A 17,039-nucleotide genomic window follows, 5' to 3' on the forward strand; every position below is an offset into this window, starting at 1 on the left:
TCCGCACATGTGTGGCGTTCGCGCTCGGTAAAAAGCACGCGGCTGGCGTGACCGCCGGCGGCCCATCGCATAGGCTCAGGATGCAGGCAGGAAAAGCGTGGGCGCGCTTGCGGGGATTGCCCGATCTGGGGTTCCATCCAGTCTGGCCTCAGAGAGATCAGCATGGACAGGTTCAAGGTGTGGATGGCGGCCAACCCGGTGACGGGGGTGGTCGTGGTGGCGTTCGTGACGGCGCTGCTGACGAGCGTCGTCTTGGGAAGCATGCGCGGGCCGGGGCCGGTCGGACCGCCAGGTGCGGTGGGCCCAGCAGGCCCTGCCGGGCAGGCCGGCGCAGTCGGGCCGGCTGGCCAGCCCGGTCCTTCGGGGCCTGCAGGCGCGGTCGGACCGGCGGGCCAACCCGGCCCCGCGGGGCCCGCCGGGGCCATCGGTCCGGCTGGTCCTGCGGGGCCGCCGGGCCCGGCCGGCAATGTCGGGGCGCCGGGGCCAGCCGGCCCTGCCGGTGCTATCGGACCGCAGGGGCCCATGGGACCGCCCGGCCCACAGGGTGAGCGCGGCCCGGCCGGCTGAACACCCCCAACCGGCTGCAATGAGGATCGCCGCGCGACGAGGCGCGGGGATCCGGTGTGTCTTTGATCCCGCCCTATCCTTGCTCTTCTCCGCCACCCCTCTGAGTCCTGCCAATGCCCATGTTTAACGGACACTCGGAATAGCTGGCGCGTCGAGGGGTATCGCGACGCCCTCAGCGGCTGAGCTCCACAATTATCGATTTTCGATAATCGAGAAGATGGCGTAGAAGGTGTCATGCTGAATTCTGAAGCCATGACCCCCATCGCCACGCGGCACCTCGCAGCCACACGCTCGATTCCCGCAGCGGTCGCAGAGGCCCTGCGCGAAGGCATCCTCACCGGGCTGCTGCCCGCCGGGACTCAGCTGAAGCAAGGCCATCTCGCGCGCCATTTCGGCACCAGCCACGCTCCGGTACGCGAGGCCTTGCACACCTTGGCGGGGGAGGGCCTCCTGATCGCGACGCGGCACCGGGGCATTGCCGTCGCGCCCGCCAACGCGGCCGACCTGACGGAAATCACCGAGCTGCGCGCCCTGCTCGAAGGCCACGCGTTGCGCCTGTCCGTGCCATCGCTGACCGCGACCGACCTAGCCGAAGCAGCCGCCGTCCTGAACGAAGCCGAGGCCGCGCCGCCGGACACCGCGCTCCAGGCCGATCTTCACTGGCAGTTCCATCGCGCCCTGCTGCGCCGGGCCGAGCGCCCCCGCGTGCTGGCGCAGATCGAGAGCCTGCACATCGCCGTCTCGCGCTACCTGCTGCCGGCCTGGACGGCGGTCGGGCTGTCCATCGGCTGGGTCGCGTCGCATCGCGAGCTGCTGACGCTGGCGGTGCGAGGCGAGGCGGCCAAGGCCGCGGACCGCAACGCCACGCAGATCGAACAGGCGCGCGAGCGCGTCGCCGCCTGGCTCGCACAACAGGAGAGGGCGTGATGTTCGACACCCATGTGGACGCTGACGGCAAGCGTGTCCTTACCTTCGATTGCTACGGCACGCTGATCGACTGGGAAAGTGGCATCCTTACCCTCGTCCGCCCTTGGCTTGCCGCGGCGGGGCGCGCCGAAATCCCCGACGACCTGGTGCTGACCGCCTTCGCGCTGCACCAGGCGCGCCACCAGCAGCCGCGCCCGGCGCTGCTCTACCCGGAGGTGCTCTCGCGCAGCTGGGGCGACGTGCAGGCCACCTTCGGGCTGCCCGATGATGCCGGGCAGCGGGCGGAATTCGCGGCCTCCGCTGGCGATTGGCCGCCCTTCCCGGACACGGTGGCGGCGCTGCGCCGGCTGGCATCCCGCTTCGCGCTCGCGATCCTCTCGAATGTGGACGAGGCGTCGCTCGCGCGCAGCCTGCGGCTGCTGGAGGTGCCCTTCATCCTGACCGTCACCGCCGAGCGGGTCGGCTCCTACAAGCCCGGCGCACCGCATTTCGAAGCTGCGATCGCGGAGCTGGCGGCCAAGGGCTACCCGAAGGACGCCATCCTGCACGTCGCGCAGAGCCGCCACCACGACGTCGACCCCGCCTCGCGCTTCGACATCCCCACAGTCTGGGTGGACCGGCGCTACGGCCGCGTCGGGACGGGTGCGACGATTTCTAACGCCGCCGTGCCGCTGGCCCGCGTGCCATCGCTCGCCGCGCTGGCCGACGCGATGGGGCTGTGACCCCGATGCACCGACAGACAAGGAGACAGGCCATGAAGCGCTTGCTGACCGCCTTCGCGTTGCTGGCCGGCGGCATGGGGGCGGCGCTTGCGCAGCCGGCCTCCTCCTCCGCCACCTTCGATGCTGTGCGTGCAAGGGGCCACGTGGTCTGCGGAACGGCGCCGAACCTCGCAGGCTTCGCCGCGGTCGACAGCCGCGGCGAGTGGCGTGGCCTCTACGTCGATGGCTGCCGCGCCGTGGCTGCGGCGATGTTCGGCGATGCGACGCGCGTGCGGTTTGTCGCCACCACGCTGCAGAACCGCCTGCCGATGCTGCAGGCCGGGGAGATCGACATCCTCGTCTCGAACACGACTTGGACGCTGACGCGCGAGGCGAGTCTCGGCCTGCAATTCACCGGGGTGACCTTCTATGACGGGCAGGGTTTCTTGGTCCGCCGATCGCTCGGGGTGACCTCGGCCCGTCAGCTCGACGGTGCGACGATCTGCGTGCAGCCGGGCACGACCACGGAGCTGAACCTCGCCGATTACTTCCGCCGGCGGGGGATGCGGCTGAACCCGCTGGTCATCGACAATGTCGAGGAGCTGCGCGGCGCGATCACCAGCGGCCGCTGCGACGCCTACACGATCGGCACCGCGGCGCTTACCGCGTTCCGGGCCGGCCTCGGCGCGCAAGGCGAAGACTTCATGCTGCTGCCCGAGCTGATCAGCAAGGAGCCGCTCGGCCCGGTCATCCGCAAGGGTGACCAGCGCTGGTTCGACTTGGTGCGCTGGGCCGGCTTCGTGCCGCTGCTCGCCGAGGAATTCGGCATCACCTCCGAGAATGTCGCAGCGCGGCTGAACGATCCCGATCCCGAGGTGCAGCGCTTCCTCGGGCGCACCGGCGGCTTCGGCACCATGCTGGGCGTGCAGGACGACTGGGCGTTCCAGATCATCCGCCAGGTCGGGAACTACCAGGAATCCTGGGACCGCAACGTCGCGCCGCTGGGCCTCGCGCGCGGCATCAACCGGCTATGGAGTGAAGGCGGCATCCACTACCCGCCGCCGGCGCGCTGAGCACCGCGCCAGGCATTCAGGACGCGAAGCCTCAGCCCTTCACGTCCATCGCCTGGCGCAGCCCGTCGCTGACCATGTTGAAGCAGATCGAGGTGACGAAGATGCACGCCCCCGGCAGCACCGCCACCCAGGGCTGCACATAGATCGCGGTGCGCAGCGTGTTCAGCATCAGCCCCCATTCCGGCTCCGGAGGCTTGGTGCCGAGACCCAGGAAGGACAGGCCCGAGGACAGGATCATGCACACCGAGATCAGCGATGTCGCATAGACGAAGATCGGCCCCAGCACATTGCCCAGCACATGCACCCGCACGATGGTGAAGGCCGAGGCGCCCGAGGCCCGCGCCGCATCGACAAAGTCGAGGTTGCGCACGGAGGTGGTCACACTCTCCGCCACGCGGATGATCTGCGGGACGAACACCATGGTCAGCGCGAGGATGGCGTTGAAGATGCCCGCCCCCAGCGCGCCGGAAATGGCGACCGCGAGGAGCACCGAGGGAAAGGCGTAGAACACGTCCGTCACACGCATGATGGCCATGTTGATCTTGCCGCCGGCAAAGCCCGCGAGCACGCCCAGCGTCGTGCCGATGACGAAGGCGAAGATCACCGGCACGATGCCCATGAACCACGACAGACGCCCGCCATAGATCAGGCGCGTGAGCATGTCGCGGCCGAGCTCATCGGTGCCGAGCGGGTAGTTCGGGGTGCCCAACCCGCGCAGGCGGCGAATCATGCTGCCCTGGTAGGGATCCGCCGGTGCGACGAAGGGCGCGAAGACGATCACCATCAGCATGGTGAACAGGATGGCGAGGCAGAACAGCGTCACCGGATCGCGCTTGAGCCGCTTGAGAACGCCGGACCAATAGCCATCGGACCGCGCCGCGCCCTGGCGCGCCTGGACCGCGAGTTCCGCTTCGGCGGCGGTGGGGGTCGTGCTGCTCATGCGCGCTTGATCCATCTTGCCGGAGGCGAGACAAAAGGTGTCCGAGGATCGAGCGCGCTCATGCGCGCTTGATCCTCGGGTCGAGCGCGGTCTGCATCAGATCCACCGCCAGGTTGAGTGCGACAAAAAACATCGCGAGCACCAGGATCGTGCCCTGCAGCACCGGCAGGTCGCGCTGGAAGATGGCGGAGTTCAGCAGCAGCCCCGTCCCCGGCCAGGAGAACACCGTCTCCACCAGGATCGAGCCACCCATCAGGTAGCCCAGCTGCAGCCCCATGATCGCCAGCGCGTTGGGTGCGGCGTTCTTCACGACATGGAGGAACACGTCGAAGCGCCGCAGCCCTTTGCCGCGCAAGGCCGTGACGAATTCCTGGTTCATGATCTCCGAGACGATGCCGCGCACCGTGCGTGTGACGATGCCCATCGGGATGACCGACAGGGTGATCGCCGGGAGCACCAGGTGCTGCATATGCTCCCAGTTCCATGACCAGTCGGAGCTGCCGCCGGGGCCCGCGCCCATTGCCGGAAGCCAGTTCAGCTGCACCGAGAAGATCACCACCATCACCATCCCGAGCCAGTAATGCGGCACGGAGACGCCGGCGACGGCGAAGGTCGTGGCCACGCGGTCGAGGATGGTGCCGCGGAACGTGCCGGCCAGCCCGCCCAGGATGCAGCCGATGATGAAGCCCAGCAGGGCGGCGCAGACCGCCAGCGTCAGCGTATTGCCGATGGCCGTCTGAAGGTCGGACCACACCGGGCGGCCGGTGGCGAGCGAGCGGCCCAGGTCGCCCTGCACCACCTTCATCAGCCACAGGCCGAATTGCACCGGCAGCGGCTTGTCCAGGCCATAGTCGCGGCGCACCTGCTCCACCACGTCGCCCGGCGCGTCGGGCGGGACGATGGCGTTGATCGGGTCGCCCGGGGCGATCTGCACCAGCATGAAGCAGAAGAACCCGACCGCGAGCGCGATCGGCACGGCATAGAGGATGCGGCGGACGAGATAGAGGATCATGGCAACCTCACGAACAGCGATCGCCGGGATTCGGGCGCCAGGCGCGCCGCGGCCGGGGTGCTGACGGCATGGGGTTCGCAAGGCGCGTGCCACGGCTCCGTCCCACGGCGCCGCGCGCGCTAAGCGCGTGATCGGCTGTCCTGGCCTGCCCAGCGGAAAGGCATTTTGCAACGCAATGAAGCTTCTCCTGATCAACGGCAACACGGACCCGGCGATCACCGCGCTGATCCTGGGCCGCGCCCAGGCCGCCCTGCCCCGGCTTGGGCTGGGGCATCTGCGGCTTGAGGCGGTGACCGCGCGGTTCGGCGCGCGCTACATCGCGACCCGCGCGGCGGTCGCCATCGCCGGCCACGCCGTGCTCGACGCGCTGGCCACGAACCTGCGGCCCGACCATGCCGGCGCCATCATCGCCTGCTTCGGCGAGCCGGGGCTGGAGGCGGCGCGGGAGATCCTGCCCATCCCGGTGCAGGGCATGGCGGAGGCGAGCCTCGCCATCGGGCACCGGATCGCGCCGCGTATCGCCTTCCTCACCGGCGGTGCCGGCTGGGTGCCGATGCTGGAGGAGTTCTGTCTCGCGCGCGGCCTGGGGGCGGATCGGGTCCTGGTGCACGCCGTGGCGCCGACGGGCGACATGATCGCGGCCAACCCCGAGGCGGCGCTCGCGCTGCTGGCCGAGGCGACCCGCGCCGCGGCGGCGGAGGGCTGCGGCGCGGTGGTACTCGGCGGCGCCGGCCTCGCCGGGCTCGCGCAGCGCCTCTCGGATGCGGTGCCCGTGCCTGTCCTCGACAGCCTGGACTGCGCCCTGCTCCGCGCCGCCGAGGCGGGCGCGCAGGCCACGGCCGGCGTGGCGCAGGCGCCGCAGGCGGGGCTTTCGCCCGCGCTCGCGGCTTTGCTCGGGGCGCATTAGCGGGCGCTTAAACGTCGCTGCCGCATCCTGCCGCGCATGAGCGCGAGAAATGGCCGCAAGGGCGGCACCATCATCATCAAGCGGATCGAGGAGGCCGCGCACGGCCACCATGGCGGCGCGTGGAAGGTCGCCTATGCGGATTTCGTCACCGCGATGATGGCATTCTTCCTGCTGATGTGGCTGCTCAACGCGACGGACGAGGAAAAGCGCCGCGGCCTCGCCGACTACTTCTCGATGGCCAACTTGATGGCGCAGAGCACCTCGGGCTCCGGCCAGCCCTTCGGCGGGCGCACGCCGCACGATCCCGGCCCGATGACCGCCTCCACCGGCCGGCCGGAGGTACAGGTCGGCCCGGTCACCGTGCTCGACATCGAGGAGGATGACAGCACCACCCCGGCCACGCCGATGACCCGCCACGATGGCCCGCTGGGCGAAACCGAGACCGAGGCGCGCCGCACCCTGGCGACCCCCGAGGGCGCCCGCGCCGGCCCCGCCCCGCCGCGCGAGGCCCCCGCCGCCCACCCCGCCGAACGCCCCGACCCCGAGCAGCTGCGCGAGTCCGAACTCCGCGCCGAGCTCGCGCGGCGCGAGCAGGCCGCCTTCGAACAGGCCGCCGAGCAGCTGCGCCAGGCGGTCGAGACCGACCCCGCACTCGCCGACATGGCGCGGCAGCTGATGGTCGAGCAGGTGCCCGAGGGCCTGCGCATCCAGCTGCTCGACGCCGAGCGGCAGCCGATGTTCGCCCTCGGCGGCACCGTGCTCAACGAGCGCGCGCGGGCGCTGATGACGCGCGTCGCGCAGGTGATCCAGCGCCTGCCCAATGCCATCGCCATCGCCGGACACACCGACGCGACGCCGTTCCGCGGCACCGGGAGCAACTGGGACCTCTCGGCCGATCGCGCCAATGCCACCCGCCGCCTGCTGACCGAGGCGGGCGTGGGCGAGGCGCGGATGCGCAGCGTCTCCGGCCAGGCCGACCGCGACCTGCTGATCCGCGACCAGCCGACCAACCCGGGCAACCGGCGCGTGTCGATCACCCTGATCCGGCAGGTGCCGCCGGATGCGCCCACCCGATGACCTCGATCGGTGGCTTCGTCTTCCTGATGGCGACGGTGTTCGGCGGCTACGTGCTCGCCGGCGGGCATTTCGACATCATCCTGCATGCCCTGCCCTTCGAGGGCATGCAGATCGGCGGTGCGGCAATCGGCGCCTTCATCATGTCCAACAGCATGCATGACGTGAAGCACACGCTCGGCGGCTTCGGGAAGATCCTCAAGGGCGCGAAGTACCACAAGTCCGACTACATGGACCTGCTGAGCCTGTTGTATTTCCTCGTGCGCCTGGCGCAGACCAAGGGCCCGATGGCGCTGGAACCGCACATCGAGAAACCCGAGGAGAGCGCGGCCTTCCAGAAATTCCCCCGCCTCGCGGCGGACCACCACGCGACCAGCCTCATCTGCGACTACCTGCGCATGGTGGGGATGAACTCCGACGATTCCCACCAGATCGAGGACATCATGTCCAAGGAGCTGAAGAAGATCCATCACGAGGAGATGCATGCAAGCCACGCCATGCAGAACATCGCCGACGCGCTGCCCGCGCTCGGCATCGTCGCGGCGGTGCTCGGCGTGATCAAGACCATGGCCTCGATCAACCAGCCCCCCGCGGTGCTCGGCGGGATGATCGGCGGCGCGCTGGTCGGCACCTTCCTCGGCGTGCTGCTGGCCTATGGGCTGATGGGGCCGCTGGCCGCGCGGCTGAAGGGCATCTACGACGAGGAGGGCAAGTACTTCCAGGTGATCGCCTCCGTGGTCGTGGCGCATTTGCACGGCAATGCCCCTCAGGTCGCCGTCGAGACCGGGCGCAAGGCAGTGCCGAGCAACTACATGCCGAGTTTCCTGGAACTCGAGCAGGCGTTGCAGGACCTGCAGATCGCTTGACCTTTCGCACCGACCGCCACAAGCAAAGCGACCATGGACCACGACCCCTTCCCCTTCACCGCCTCGCCCTTTCATGACCTGCTCGGGCTCGAGCTGGCGGAGTGGCGGGCCGGCTTCGCGCGCATGATCTGCCGCATCGGGCCGCAGCACATGAACCGATCGGGCATCGTGCATGGCGGCGTGATCCTCGCGTTGATCGACCAGGCGGCGGCGTTCTCGGGGCTGTTCTGCACCGTGCCGGGACATGTGCGGCGCGCGGTGACGGTGGATCTTGATTGCCGCTTCACCGGCCAGATCGCCGGCGGCGTGCTCAGCGCGGAAGGCCGCGTCGCTTCCGCCGGTCGCAGCATCTTCTTCGCCCGCACGGAGGTGTTCGATCCGGAGGGGCGCATGGTGGCCTTTGGCGCCTCGACGCACCGCTTCCGCACCGGCAGCGAAGTGCCCGAAGGCGTCGCGCCCTAAAGGCTGAACGCGACGGCGCCGTTCGCCGCGACGTCGTATCCCCCCATTCGCGCGGCACGCTCGTGGAAAGGCGCCGAGCGCGCGAAGGCCAGCAGCGTCTGCAGCGGCGCCCCAAAATACTGGCGACGCTCCATGATCAGGTCGAAGCGTTCGCGGATCAGCGGCACGAAGTCGAGGCCGCGCGCGGCGGCCTCGGCGCGGATGCCGAAGCCGGCATCGGCGCGGCCTTCCGCCACCGCGGCGGCGACCTCATCCTCGGCGAGCGCCGGCGCCGGCAGGAACCCCACCTGCGCGAGGCGCACGCCCGCCTCCGCCAGAAGATGGCCGAGCAGGATATGGCTGCCGGCGCGCGGTTGCCGCCCGATCACCCGCAGCCCTGGACGCGCGAGATCGGTCACGCCGGCCAGCGCCATGGGATTGCCCGGTGCGACCAGCAGCCCCTGCTCGCGCCAGGCCCAGGTGATGCCGACGACGCCGCGCCCGGCCAGCAGGTCGCGCGTTGCGGGCTCGTTGAAGGCGCCGCTGTCGGGGTCCAGCAGGTGCGCGCCCGCCGCGATGGCCTCGCCGGCGGCCAGCGCCGCGAGCCCGTCGAGGCTGCCGCCGGCGCGCAAGGCCAGGCCGCAGCCGGATTGGCGCACGGCCCAGTCAAGCAGCGGGTCGTGGCTGCCGGCCAGGATGGGCGGTGGGGAGAGCGGCGGCGCGGCATCGGCCTGCGCGGCAAGCCAGGCCTCCAGCCGACTGCGCGGAAACAGCCATTTGCCGCCGAGTTGCGCCGCCGGCACGCGCCGCGCTCGCGCGAGGTCATAGAGCGTCCGTTCGGACAGGCGGAGATAGGTGGCCGCTTCACGCAGGGTCAGCACATCCGGCATGCATCGGCAGATACCAGCAAATCATGACGACGTCCCGGCGCAATCCGTCATTGACCGACTTTGGCGCCGGCATCAGCTTCCGCGCAACCGGGAGTGCGCCTTGAACGACCTCAGTGCCGCCTTTGCCGCCGCCGCGGGCCTGCTTGCGGGTGGCGACCCCGCCGTGCTGGGCATCATCGGGCTGTCGCTGCGGGTCAGCCTCTCCGCCGTCGTGATTGCGGCTCTGGTCGGGCTCCCACTCGGCGCGCTGCTGGCCGTCGCGCGGTTTCCCGGGCGCGGCGCGCTGATCGTGACGTTGAATGCGCTCATGGGCCTGCCGCCAGTGGTGTGCGGGCTGCTGGTCTACCTGCTGCTGTCGCGCTCCGGCCCGCTGGGCTCGCTCGGGCTGCTGTTCACGCCCGGCGCGATGATCGCCGCGCAGGCGGTGCTGATCGCACCGATCCTCGCGGCGCTGACGCGGCAGGTGCTGGAGAGCTACTGGGAGGAATATGCCGAGCAGCTGCGCTCCTTCGGCGCCGGTCCCTGGCGCGCCATCCCCACTCTGCTGTGGGACGGGCGCTTCGCGCTGCTCACCGTGCTGCTGGCCGGCTTCGGGCGGGCGAGTGCCGAGGTCGGCGCGGTGATGATCGTGGGCGGCAACATCGAGGGCTTTACGCGCGTGATGACCACGGCCATCGCGCTGGAAACCAGCAAGGGGGACCTGCCGCTGGCCCTCGCGCTGGGCATGGTGCTGATGGCGATCGTGCTTGGCGTGAACGCGGCTGCCCAGACGCTGCGTGGCGCCGCCACGCGCTGGGCCGGCTGATGCGGGCGCCCGACACCATCCTGCCGCTGACGACGGAGGCCCTGGGCTTCGCCCATGGCGGGCAGCCGATCCTGCACGACGTGTCGCTGACCATCGAGGCTGGGCCGCCCTCGGTCATCATCGGTCCAAACGGTGCGGGGAAGAGCGTGCTGCTGCGGCTGCTGCACGGGCTGCTGGCGCCGAGCGCCGGGCGCATCCACTGGTCCGGCATCGCCGATCCGCGGCCGCGCCAGGCGATGGTGTTCCAGCGGCCGGTGCTGCTGCGCCGCTCGGTGCTGGCCAACACAACATATCCGCTGGGCCTCGCCGGACTGGCGCGCGGGGAGCGCGACGCGCGCGCCCGCGCCGCGCTGGAGCTGGTGGGCCTGGCGGCGCTGGCCGACCGTCCCGCCCGCACGCTGTCGGTCGGCGAGCAGCAGCGCCTCGCCCTAGGCCGCGCCGCCGCGTTGCGGCCGGAGATCCTGTTCCTGGACGAGCCCTGCGCCAGCCTCGACCCCGCCGCGACTCAGGCGGTGGAGGCGATCATTGCGCAACTCTCCGCCGCGGGCACAAAGATCGTGATGACGACGCATGACCTTGCGCAGGCGCGCCGCCTCGCCGGTGAGGCGCTGTTCCTCCATCGCGGGCGGCTGCTGGAGCAGTCGCCGGCCGCGCAATTCTTCGCTCACCCTGCCACCCCCGAAGCCGCCGCGTTTCTTGCCGGCGCTCTGGTGTGGTGAACGCTTGAGGAGAGTACCGATGCACCGCCGCTTCCTTGCCGCAGCCCTGGTCGCCCTGCTGTCCCTGCCCGCTTTGGCTCAGGAGCGCAGCATCACCATTGCCAGCACCACCAGCACCGAGCAATCCGGCCTGTTCGGCCACCTGCTGCCGATTTTCACGCGCGAGACGGGCATTGCGGTGCGGGTCGTGGCACTCGGCACCGGACAAGCGCTGGATGTGGGGCGGCGCGGCGATGCCGACCTGGTCTTCGTGCATGACCGGCCGGCCGAGGAACGCTTCGTGGCCGAAGGTGCGGGCGGTCCGCGCCTGCACGTGATGTTCAATGACTTCGTCCTCATCGGCCCGGCCGCCGACCCGGCCGGCATTGCGGGTCAGCGCGACACGGCCGAGGCGCTGCGCCGGATCGCCGCCGCGCGCGCGCCCTTCGTCTCGCGCGGGGACCGCTCCGGCACCCATGCGGCGGAGCTGCGGCTGTGGCAGCAGGCGGGCGTGGATCCTGTCGCCGGGCGCGGCGCCTGGTATCGGGAGGTTGGCCAGGGGATGGGTCCGGCGTTGAACACCGCCGCGGCGCAGGGCGCCTATATCCTGGCCGATCGCGGCACTTGGCTGGCCTTCCGCAATCGCCAGGATCTCCGGATCGTGGTCGAAGGCGATGCGCGGCTGTTCAACCAGTATGGCGTGATGCTGGTGAACCCGCAGCGCCACCTGCATGTAAAGGTGGCCGAGGCGCAGCGCTTCATCGACTGGATCGTGGCCCCCGCCGGCCAGGCGGCGATCGCGGGCTACCAGATCAACGGCGAGCAGCTGTTCTTCCCGAATGCGACCGTGCCGGAGCCGGTGTCCTAGCGCACGCAGGCCGGCAGCGGCAGCAGCGTCGCGGGGTCCACCCGGACGCCGCCGACCAGCGCCTCGAAATGCAGGTGCGTGCCGTAGGTGACGCCGGTGCGCCCGACGCGGCCGAGCGCCTCGCCCTGCGCCACGTCGCGCCGGCCCGACGCGATGGTGGGCGCCACTGTGCCGAGATGCGCGTAGCGGGTGGCGAGGCCGCCGGGATGGACCACCTCCACCTCCAGACCCGCGGCGCCACGACGGCGCACCCAGGCGATGCGCCCGGCGGCGGCGGCGCGCACCCAGGCGCCCGCGGGTGCGGGGATGTCCATGCCGCTGTGTAGCCGCGACGCGCGCGGCCCGCCCGGTCCGCGCGCGCCGAAGGGTGAGGAGATGCAGGCGGGCGATAGCGGCGCGACCAGGTTGGGCTGCGCCGCGAGGGGTGTCGCGAGGAGCATGAGGGCCAGCGCCGTCGGACAAAGGCGCGGTCGAGGGCTGGACCGGGACATTAGCCACCCATACGTCACGACCGCCGATGCCGCACCCCACGGATGTGCACGTTCTGAGCAGGAACCGTCATGACCACCTTCGACAGCCGGTTTCCCACCCTGTTCCATGTGACCGACTGCGCCGCGCTCGCTGGCATCACGCAGCATGGCCTGATTTCGGCCGAACGCCTGTGCGGGTTGCTTGGCGCCCACGCCGATCTTGGCGAGAACCGCCGTCGCTGGTGCATGCTGGACACGCCGGTTGGTCGCGCCACCCTGCGACGTCAGGGCATGTCCGATGCTGCGCTGCGGTCCCGGCTCGACCCTAGCATCACGCTCGATGCCTGGCGCCGCTTCATCAACGCCCAGGTCTTCCTGTTCCCGACGCGAAAGGCGGCGCTCGATCTCCTAAGGGCCGAGCCTGCGCGCGCGCAGACGATCATCGCCTTCACCACATCGGCGCTGCGGCAGGCCGGATGCGTTTTGCGCTTCTGCCGTTTTAACAACGGCTTCATCGATCGGAGCCCGCCCGATGGACGCCGGCTGCGCCATTACGAGGATTACCGGCTCACCGATGGTTGGGCTCCGCGCACACCGATCCATGAAATCGTCATCGAGGGTGGCATCCCTCCAACCGTCCGGTTCGACGTGACCATCCCACCAGAGTAACCATTGGCGAGTCCTGATCTTGCGCCTCCCCCCGTTTCCGCGATGATCCGGAAAATACCCGAGGAACCCGCCCCCATGTCCGCCAACACCGTCACCGCGCTCCTCGCCGCCGGCGCCGCCGATGCCGCCGCAATCCGCGCCCCGGAAGGCCGCGCCGCGCTCACCTATGCCGGGCTGCGCGCGCTGACGGGGCAGACCGGCGCCTGGCTGAACGCGCATGGCATCGGCCGGCAGGACCGTGTCGCGATCGTGCTGCCGAACGGGCCGGAGATGGCGACGGCCTTCCTCTCCATCGCGGCCTACGCCACCACCGCGCCGCTCAACCCGGCTTATCGGGCGGAAGAGTTCGAATTCTACATCGCCGACCTCAAGGCCCGCGCGCTGGTCGTCGCCGCCGGCCACGAGACCCCGGCGCGGGAAGCTGCCGCGCGCCTGGGCGTGCCCGTCGTGGAGCTCACGGCAGGGCCGGAGGCGGGCGCCTTCACGCTTGCGGGCGGCACGCCGGGCGCGGCCGCGCTGCCCGGTCCCGCGGAGCCGGGCGACATCGCGCTCGTGCTGCACACCTCCGGCACCACGGCGCGGCCCAAAATCGTGCCGCTGACGCAGACCAACATCACCGCCTCCGCGCGGCATATCGGCGAGACGCTGGCGCTGTCGCCCGCCGATGCCTGCCTGAACGTGATGCCGCTGTTCCATATCCACGGCCTGATCGCGGCGGTGCTGTCCTCCATCGCGGCCGGGGGTGCGGTGGTCTGCACGCCAGGGTTCGACGCGCTGAAGTTCTTCCGCTGGCTCGATGAGGAAGCGCCGAGCTGGTACACGGCGGTGCCGACGATGCACCAGACCATCCTCGCGCGCGCGCCACGCAATGCGGAGGTGATCGTGCGCCGGCGGCTGCGCTTCATCCGCTCATCCTCCGCCTCGATGCCCGGCCCCGTGATGCGCCAGATGGAGGAGGTGTTCGGCTGCCCGCTGGTCGAGAGCTATGGCATGACCGAGGCCGCGCACCAGATGGCGTCCAACCCGCTCGCGGGGCCGCGCAAGCCTGGCCTCGTCGGAATCGCCGCCGGGCCGGAGGTCGGCATCATGGCCGATGACGGCACGCTGCTGCCGCAGGGCGAGATCGGCGAGGTGGTGATCCGTGGCCCGAACGTGACGCTCGGCTACGAGGCCAATCCGGATGCGAACGCGAAGGCATTTTACCAGGGTTGGTTCCGCACCGGCGACCAGGGGCTATTGGACGAGGATGGCTTCCTGCTGCTGACAGGGCGCCTGAAGGAAATCATCAACCGCGGCGGCGAGAAGGTGTCCCCCCTCGAGGTCGACGGCATCCTCAGCGATCATCCGGCGGTCGCGCAGTGCCTCACCTTTGCCATCCCGCACGACAAGCTCGGCGAGGAGGTCGGCGCGGCGGTGGTGCTGCGCGACGGTCACGCGCCGAGCGAGCGCGAGCTGCGCGATTTCGCCTCAAAATACCTGGCCGATTTCAAGGTGCCGAAGACCATCGTGTTCCTTGCCGAAATTCCCAAGGGGGCGACGGGCAAGCTCATGCGCATCGGTCTGGCCGAAAAGCTGGGCCTCGCGTCGCGATGAGCGTGCGCGCCATCGTCGCTCAGCTGCGCGCAACCGACCGCGAAGCCTCGATCCGCTTCTACACGCAGCGCATGGGCTGGGCGCTCGCCTGGCGCTTCGGCGATGGGTATGCGGCAATCGAGGCGGCGGGGCAGATGGTGCACATCAAGCACGTCGCGGAACCCGGTCCCAGCATCAAGCAAGTCGCCGCGGCAGTCATTTCCATCTCTACGTCTCCGTCGATGATCTCGATGCGATCGCCGCGCGCAACGTCGCGATCGTCGAGCCGCCGCACGACACGCCCTGGGGCATGCGCGAGATGATCGCGACCGACGACCAGGGGCACATCCTCTATTTCGGGCAGCAACGGTCATGAAGCTTTGTGTGTTCGGCGCCGGCGCGATCGGCGGGCTGATGGCGGCAAAGCTCGCGGCGAAGGGCGACGTGGAGGTCACCGTCATCGCGCGCGGCCCGCACCTCGCGGCGATGCAGGAAAACGGCCTGACCCTGCGCTCCGAGGGGCAAGAGATCGTGACCCATCCGCGCTGCGTCGCAACGGCGGAGGAGGCCGGGCCGCAGGATTATGTGCTGATCACGCTCAAGGCGCATGCGCTGCCCGGTGCTGCGCCGCAGATGCAGGGGCTGATCGGGCCGGAGACCGCGATCGTGAGCGCGGTCAACGGCATCCCGTGGTGGTATTTCCACGCTCATCCCGGCCCCCATGCGGGGCATCGCCTGCACAGCGTCGATCCCGATGGCACGGTGTGGTCGCTGCTCCCGCCCGAGCGTGCCATCGGCTGCATCGTCTATCCCGCGGCCGACGTGCCGGAACCCGGCGTGATCGAGCACACCTATGGCGACCGGTTCACGCTGGGCGAGCCCGATGGCACCCGAACGCCGCGCATCGTGGCGCTCTCCGAGGCGCTGATCGCCGCCGGCTTCAAGGCGCCAATCCGCCCAAAGATCCGCGACGAGATGTGGGTGAAGCTCTGGGGCAACCTCGCCTTCAACCCGATCAGCGCGCTCACCGGCGCCACGCTCGACGTGCTCACCGCCGATCCCGGCCAGCGCGGCGTCGCGCGCGCGATGATGATCGAGGCGCAGGCGATCGGCGAGGCGCTGGGCATTCGCTTCGGCGTCGATGTGGACAAGCGCATCGCTGGTGCCGCCGAGGTGGGCGCGCACAAGACCTCGATGCTGCAGGACCTCGAGCGCGGGCGCCCGATGGAGATTGATGCGCTGCTCGGCGTCGTGATCGAACTGGCCGAGCTCACCGGTCTGTCGGCGCCGATCTGCGCCGCGACACTTGCTCTGGTGCGCGCGCGCGCCCGCACCGCCGGCTGCTACGGAGGCTGATGCCATGACGCAAAAAGTGTTCATCAACCTGCCGGTCACCGACCTGCCGCGCGCGACGGCCTTCTACAATGCGCTCGGATTTCCGACCAATCCGCAATTCTCCAACGAGATGGCGAGCAGCATCGTGCTGTCCGAGCACAACTACATCATGCTGCTGACGCATCCCTTCTTCGCCGGCTTCACGCCCAAGCCAATCGCGGACGCGCACCAGGTGAGCGAGGTGCTGCTGGCCCTGGATTGCGAAAGCCGCGAGGCGGTGGATGCGATGGTCGACAAGGCGCTGGCCGCCGGCGGCGCGACCTATGCCGAGGCGAAGGACATGGGCTTCATGTACAGCCACGGATTTGCGGACCCCGACGGGCACATCATCGAGGTGTTCTGGATGCCCGGGCCGCCGCCGGGCTGACCGTCACGCCGCCGCTTCGAAGCGGTTGCGCAGCGTGCCGATACCGTCGATGGAGACTTCCACCACGCTGCCGGGCTTCATCGACACCGCACCCAGCGATGTGCCGCAGGCGATGACGTCGCCGGCTTCCAGCGCCATCTCGCGCGAGATGAGCGCGATGATGCGCGCAGGCCGAATGATCATGTCCGCCAGCGGATAATCCTGCCGAACGCGCCCATTGATGGCGACGCGCACCCGCGCGGTCAGCCAATCGAGATTCGTCGCGATCCCCGGCCCAAGCGGCCCGAATGTCTCGCAGCCCTTGGCGCGCGCCCATTGCGGAAAAGACGCGTCCTCGGTCAGCAGGTCGAGCGCGGTGACGTCGTTCACGCAGGTGTAGCCGAAGATGGCGCGCTCGGCGTTCGCCTCGTCCACGCCGGCGCAGCGCGCGCCGATGACGACGCCGAGCTCACCCTCGTAGACCACGCGGCCGGCGTAGCTGGCGGGCGGGCGGATCGTAGCCTCCGGCCCGACGACGCAGCCGGGGTTCTTCAGGAACCACAGCGGCACGGCAGGCGTCGCGAGACCGTTCTTCGCGGCCGCCTCGTGGAAATTGTTCCACAGGCCGACGAAGCGGCGGGGCCGCGCGGGTGCCAGCAGCGCCACATCCGCGAGCGGCACCTGCTCGCCGGTCGGCGCCGCTTCGGCGAAGAGGTCCCCGGTATGCGCGGCGATGGTGTCGTCGTCGAGCACGCCGAAGCCGTCCGCGCCGTCGCGCCGATACCGCACCCAGATCGCCATGCCGCACTCCCGTTCTT

20 protein-coding genes are annotated in these 17,039 nt (G+C 70.1%); 15 read left to right on the forward strand and 5 right to left on the reverse strand.

What is annotated here, in order from left to right; all coding sequences use genetic code 11:
• The first annotated feature begins 819 nt into the window (after positions 1–819).
• Genes GXW79_RS03165 through GXW79_RS03175 form a run of 3 tightly spaced genes read left to right on the forward strand, consistent with a single transcriptional unit; the run spans position 820 to position 3,268 of the window.
• On the forward strand, positions 820–1,494 hold the full coding sequence (locus GXW79_RS03165) for a GntR family transcriptional regulator (protein ID WP_211872776.1): 675 nt from the start codon (positions 820–822) through the stop codon (positions 1,492–1,494).
• A complete protein-coding gene (locus GXW79_RS03170) occupies positions 1,494–2,216 on the forward strand; it encodes an HAD-IA family hydrolase (protein ID WP_211872778.1) in 723 nt (240 codons plus the stop codon). Before GXW79_RS03165 ends, GXW79_RS03170 begins: the two co-directional genes overlap by 1 nt.
• 32 nt (positions 2,217–2,248) lie before the next feature.
• Positions 2,249–3,268 (forward strand): amino acid ABC transporter substrate-binding protein, encoded by a 1,020-nt coding sequence (locus tag GXW79_RS03175; RefSeq protein WP_211872780.1) that lies wholly within the window; start codon positions 2,249–2,251, stop codon positions 3,266–3,268.
• Between the two features lie 31 nt (positions 3,269–3,299).
• Here the strand turns inward: GXW79_RS03175 and GXW79_RS03180 are convergent, their stop codons facing one another.
• Both GXW79_RS03180 and GXW79_RS03185 read right to left on the reverse strand, forming a co-directional pair.
• Positions 3,300–4,208 carry an ABC transporter permease gene (locus GXW79_RS03180; protein ID WP_211872782.1) on the reverse strand — a complete coding sequence of 303 codons (909 nt, stop codon included), beginning with the start codon at positions 4,206–4,208 and terminating at the stop codon, positions 3,300–3,302.
• A 58-nt stretch (positions 4,209–4,266) separates the two neighbouring features.
• On the reverse strand, positions 4,267–5,220 hold the full coding sequence (locus GXW79_RS03185) for an ABC transporter permease (protein WP_211872783.1): 954 nt from the start codon (positions 5,218–5,220) through the stop codon (positions 4,267–4,269).
• Between the two features lie 175 nt (positions 5,221–5,395).
• Between GXW79_RS03185 and GXW79_RS03190 the strand changes: the two genes are divergently transcribed.
• The 4 genes from GXW79_RS03190 to GXW79_RS03205 are packed head-to-tail and all read left to right on the forward strand — an operon-like array spanning position 5,396 to position 8,529.
• Positions 5,396–6,127 carry an aspartate/glutamate racemase family protein gene (locus GXW79_RS03190; protein WP_211872785.1) on the forward strand — a complete coding sequence of 244 codons (732 nt, stop codon included), beginning with the start codon at positions 5,396–5,398 and terminating at the stop codon, positions 6,125–6,127.
• 36 nt (positions 6,128–6,163) lie between these two features.
• Complete coding sequence (locus GXW79_RS03195; protein WP_211872787.1) at positions 6,164–7,204, forward strand: flagellar motor protein MotB; 1,041 nt, start codon at positions 6,164–6,166, stop codon at positions 7,202–7,204.
• Positions 7,201–8,067: a flagellar motor stator protein MotA gene (gene motA / locus GXW79_RS03200; RefSeq protein WP_211872789.1), complete on the forward strand. Its 867-nt coding sequence runs from the start codon at positions 7,201–7,203 to the stop codon at positions 8,065–8,067. Before GXW79_RS03195 ends, motA begins: the two co-directional genes overlap by 4 nt.
• Positions 8,068–8,100: 33 nt before the next feature.
• Positions 8,101–8,529, forward strand: a complete 429-nt coding sequence (locus GXW79_RS03205) for a PaaI family thioesterase (RefSeq protein WP_211872790.1) — start codon at positions 8,101–8,103, stop codon at positions 8,527–8,529.
• Here the strand turns inward: GXW79_RS03205 and GXW79_RS03210 are convergent.
• The gene (locus tag GXW79_RS03210; RefSeq protein ID WP_211872792.1) at positions 8,526–9,398 is read right to left on the reverse strand and encodes a helix-turn-helix transcriptional regulator; all 873 of its coding nucleotides are present in this window, start codon (positions 9,396–9,398) and stop codon (positions 8,526–8,528) included. The genes GXW79_RS03205 and GXW79_RS03210 overlap by 4 nt on opposite strands.
• Before the next feature lie 100 nt (positions 9,399–9,498).
• Here GXW79_RS03210 and GXW79_RS03215 point away from each other — a divergent pair, with 100 nt between their 5' ends.
• From GXW79_RS03215 to GXW79_RS03225, 3 genes are read left to right on the forward strand one after another with little or no spacing between them, the layout of a single operon-like run.
• Positions 9,499–10,203 (forward strand): ABC transporter permease, encoded by a 705-nt coding sequence (locus GXW79_RS03215; protein ID WP_246503663.1) that lies wholly within the window; start codon positions 9,499–9,501, stop codon positions 10,201–10,203.
• The gene (locus GXW79_RS03220; RefSeq protein ID WP_211872796.1) at positions 10,203–10,922 is read left to right on the forward strand and encodes an ATP-binding cassette domain-containing protein; all 720 of its coding nucleotides are present in this window, start codon (positions 10,203–10,205) and stop codon (positions 10,920–10,922) included. Before GXW79_RS03215 ends, GXW79_RS03220 begins: the two co-directional genes overlap by 1 nt.
• A gap of 19 nt (positions 10,923–10,941) precedes the next feature.
• Complete coding sequence (locus GXW79_RS03225; RefSeq protein WP_211872798.1) at positions 10,942–11,769, forward strand: substrate-binding domain-containing protein; 828 nt, start codon at positions 10,942–10,944, stop codon at positions 11,767–11,769.
• Here the strand turns inward: GXW79_RS03225 and GXW79_RS03230 are convergent.
• Complete coding sequence (locus GXW79_RS03230; RefSeq protein WP_211872800.1) at positions 11,766–12,209, reverse strand: M23 family metallopeptidase; 444 nt, start codon at positions 12,207–12,209, stop codon at positions 11,766–11,768. The two genes, GXW79_RS03225 and GXW79_RS03230, sit on opposite strands and share 4 nt — an antisense overlap.
• Before the next feature lie 120 nt (positions 12,210–12,329).
• Between GXW79_RS03230 and GXW79_RS03235 the strand changes: the two genes are divergently transcribed.
• The 5 genes from GXW79_RS03235 to GXW79_RS03255 all read left to right on the forward strand — a co-directional run bounded on the left by GXW79_RS03235 (position 12,330) and on the right by GXW79_RS03255 (position 16,242).
• Positions 12,330–12,908, forward strand: a complete 579-nt coding sequence (locus tag GXW79_RS03235; RefSeq protein WP_211872802.1) for a DUF7002 family protein — start codon at positions 12,330–12,332, stop codon at positions 12,906–12,908.
• A 75-nt stretch (positions 12,909–12,983) separates the two neighbouring features.
• A complete protein-coding gene (locus tag GXW79_RS03240) occupies positions 12,984–14,501 on the forward strand; it encodes an acyl--CoA ligase (RefSeq protein ID WP_211872804.1) in 1,518 nt (505 codons plus the stop codon).
• Positions 14,422–14,856: a VOC family protein gene (locus tag GXW79_RS03245; protein ID WP_367614784.1), complete on the forward strand. Its 435-nt coding sequence runs from the start codon at positions 14,422–14,424 to the stop codon at positions 14,854–14,856. Before GXW79_RS03240 ends, GXW79_RS03245 begins: the two co-directional genes overlap by 80 nt.
• Positions 14,853–15,836: a 2-dehydropantoate 2-reductase gene (locus GXW79_RS03250; protein ID WP_211872807.1), complete on the forward strand. Its 984-nt coding sequence runs from the start codon at positions 14,853–14,855 to the stop codon at positions 15,834–15,836. The genes GXW79_RS03245 and GXW79_RS03250 overlap by 4 nt, the downstream gene beginning before the upstream one ends.
• A gap of 4 nt (positions 15,837–15,840) precedes the next feature.
• The gene (locus GXW79_RS03255; RefSeq protein ID WP_211872809.1) at positions 15,841–16,242 is read left to right on the forward strand and encodes a VOC family protein; all 402 of its coding nucleotides are present in this window, start codon (positions 15,841–15,843) and stop codon (positions 16,240–16,242) included.
• A gap of 3 nt (positions 16,243–16,245) precedes the next feature.
• Here the strand turns inward: GXW79_RS03255 and GXW79_RS03260 are convergent, their stop codons facing one another.
• The gene (locus tag GXW79_RS03260) at positions 16,246–17,022 is read right to left on the reverse strand and encodes a fumarylacetoacetate hydrolase family protein (RefSeq protein ID WP_211872811.1); all 777 of its coding nucleotides are present in this window, start codon (positions 17,020–17,022) and stop codon (positions 16,246–16,248) included.
• Between the last annotated feature and the right edge of the window lie 17 nt (positions 17,023–17,039).

Origin of the sequence: Plastoroseomonas arctica, from assembly GCF_018128965.1 — a bacterium.
Lineage (GTDB): Bacteria > Pseudomonadota > Alphaproteobacteria > Acetobacterales > Acetobacteraceae > Plastoroseomonas > Plastoroseomonas arctica.

Coding starts and splice junctions, on each gene's coding strand:
- GXW79_RS03165 (WP_211872776.1), top strand. CDS start 820: ATGACCCCCATCGCCACGCGGCACCTCGCAGCCACACGCTCGATTCCC.
- GXW79_RS03170 (WP_211872778.1), top strand. CDS start 1,494: ATGTTCGACACCCATGTGGACGCTGACGGCAAGCGTGTCCTTACCTTC.
- GXW79_RS03175 (WP_211872780.1), top strand. CDS start 2,249: ATGAAGCGCTTGCTGACCGCCTTCGCGTTGCTGGCCGGCGGCATGGGG.
- GXW79_RS03180 (WP_211872782.1), bottom strand. CDS start 4,208: ATGAGCAGCACGACCCCCACCGCCGCCGAAGCGGAACTCGCGGTCCAG.
- GXW79_RS03185 (WP_211872783.1), bottom strand. CDS start 5,220: ATGATCCTCTATCTCGTCCGCCGCATCCTCTATGCCGTGCCGATCGCG.
- GXW79_RS03190 (WP_211872785.1), top strand. CDS start 5,396: ATGAAGCTTCTCCTGATCAACGGCAACACGGACCCGGCGATCACCGCG.
- GXW79_RS03195 (WP_211872787.1), top strand. CDS start 6,164: ATGAGCGCGAGAAATGGCCGCAAGGGCGGCACCATCATCATCAAGCGG.
- motA (WP_211872789.1), top strand. CDS start 7,201: ATGACCTCGATCGGTGGCTTCGTCTTCCTGATGGCGACGGTGTTCGGC.
- GXW79_RS03205 (WP_211872790.1), top strand. CDS start 8,101: ATGGACCACGACCCCTTCCCCTTCACCGCCTCGCCCTTTCATGACCTG.
- GXW79_RS03210 (WP_211872792.1), bottom strand. CDS start 9,398: ATGCCGGATGTGCTGACCCTGCGTGAAGCGGCCACCTATCTCCGCCTG.
- GXW79_RS03220 (WP_211872796.1), top strand. CDS start 10,203: ATGCGGGCGCCCGACACCATCCTGCCGCTGACGACGGAGGCCCTGGGC.
- GXW79_RS03225 (WP_211872798.1), top strand. CDS start 10,942: ATGCACCGCCGCTTCCTTGCCGCAGCCCTGGTCGCCCTGCTGTCCCTG.
- GXW79_RS03230 (WP_211872800.1), bottom strand. CDS start 12,209: ATGCTCCTCGCGACACCCCTCGCGGCGCAGCCCAACCTGGTCGCGCCG.
- GXW79_RS03235 (WP_211872802.1), top strand. CDS start 12,330: ATGACCACCTTCGACAGCCGGTTTCCCACCCTGTTCCATGTGACCGAC.
- GXW79_RS03240 (WP_211872804.1), top strand. CDS start 12,984: ATGTCCGCCAACACCGTCACCGCGCTCCTCGCCGCCGGCGCCGCCGAT.
- GXW79_RS03250 (WP_211872807.1), top strand. CDS start 14,853: ATGAAGCTTTGTGTGTTCGGCGCCGGCGCGATCGGCGGGCTGATGGCG.
- GXW79_RS03255 (WP_211872809.1), top strand. CDS start 15,841: ATGACGCAAAAAGTGTTCATCAACCTGCCGGTCACCGACCTGCCGCGC.
- GXW79_RS03260 (WP_211872811.1), bottom strand. CDS start 17,022: ATGGCGATCTGGGTGCGGTATCGGCGCGACGGCGCGGACGGCTTCGGC.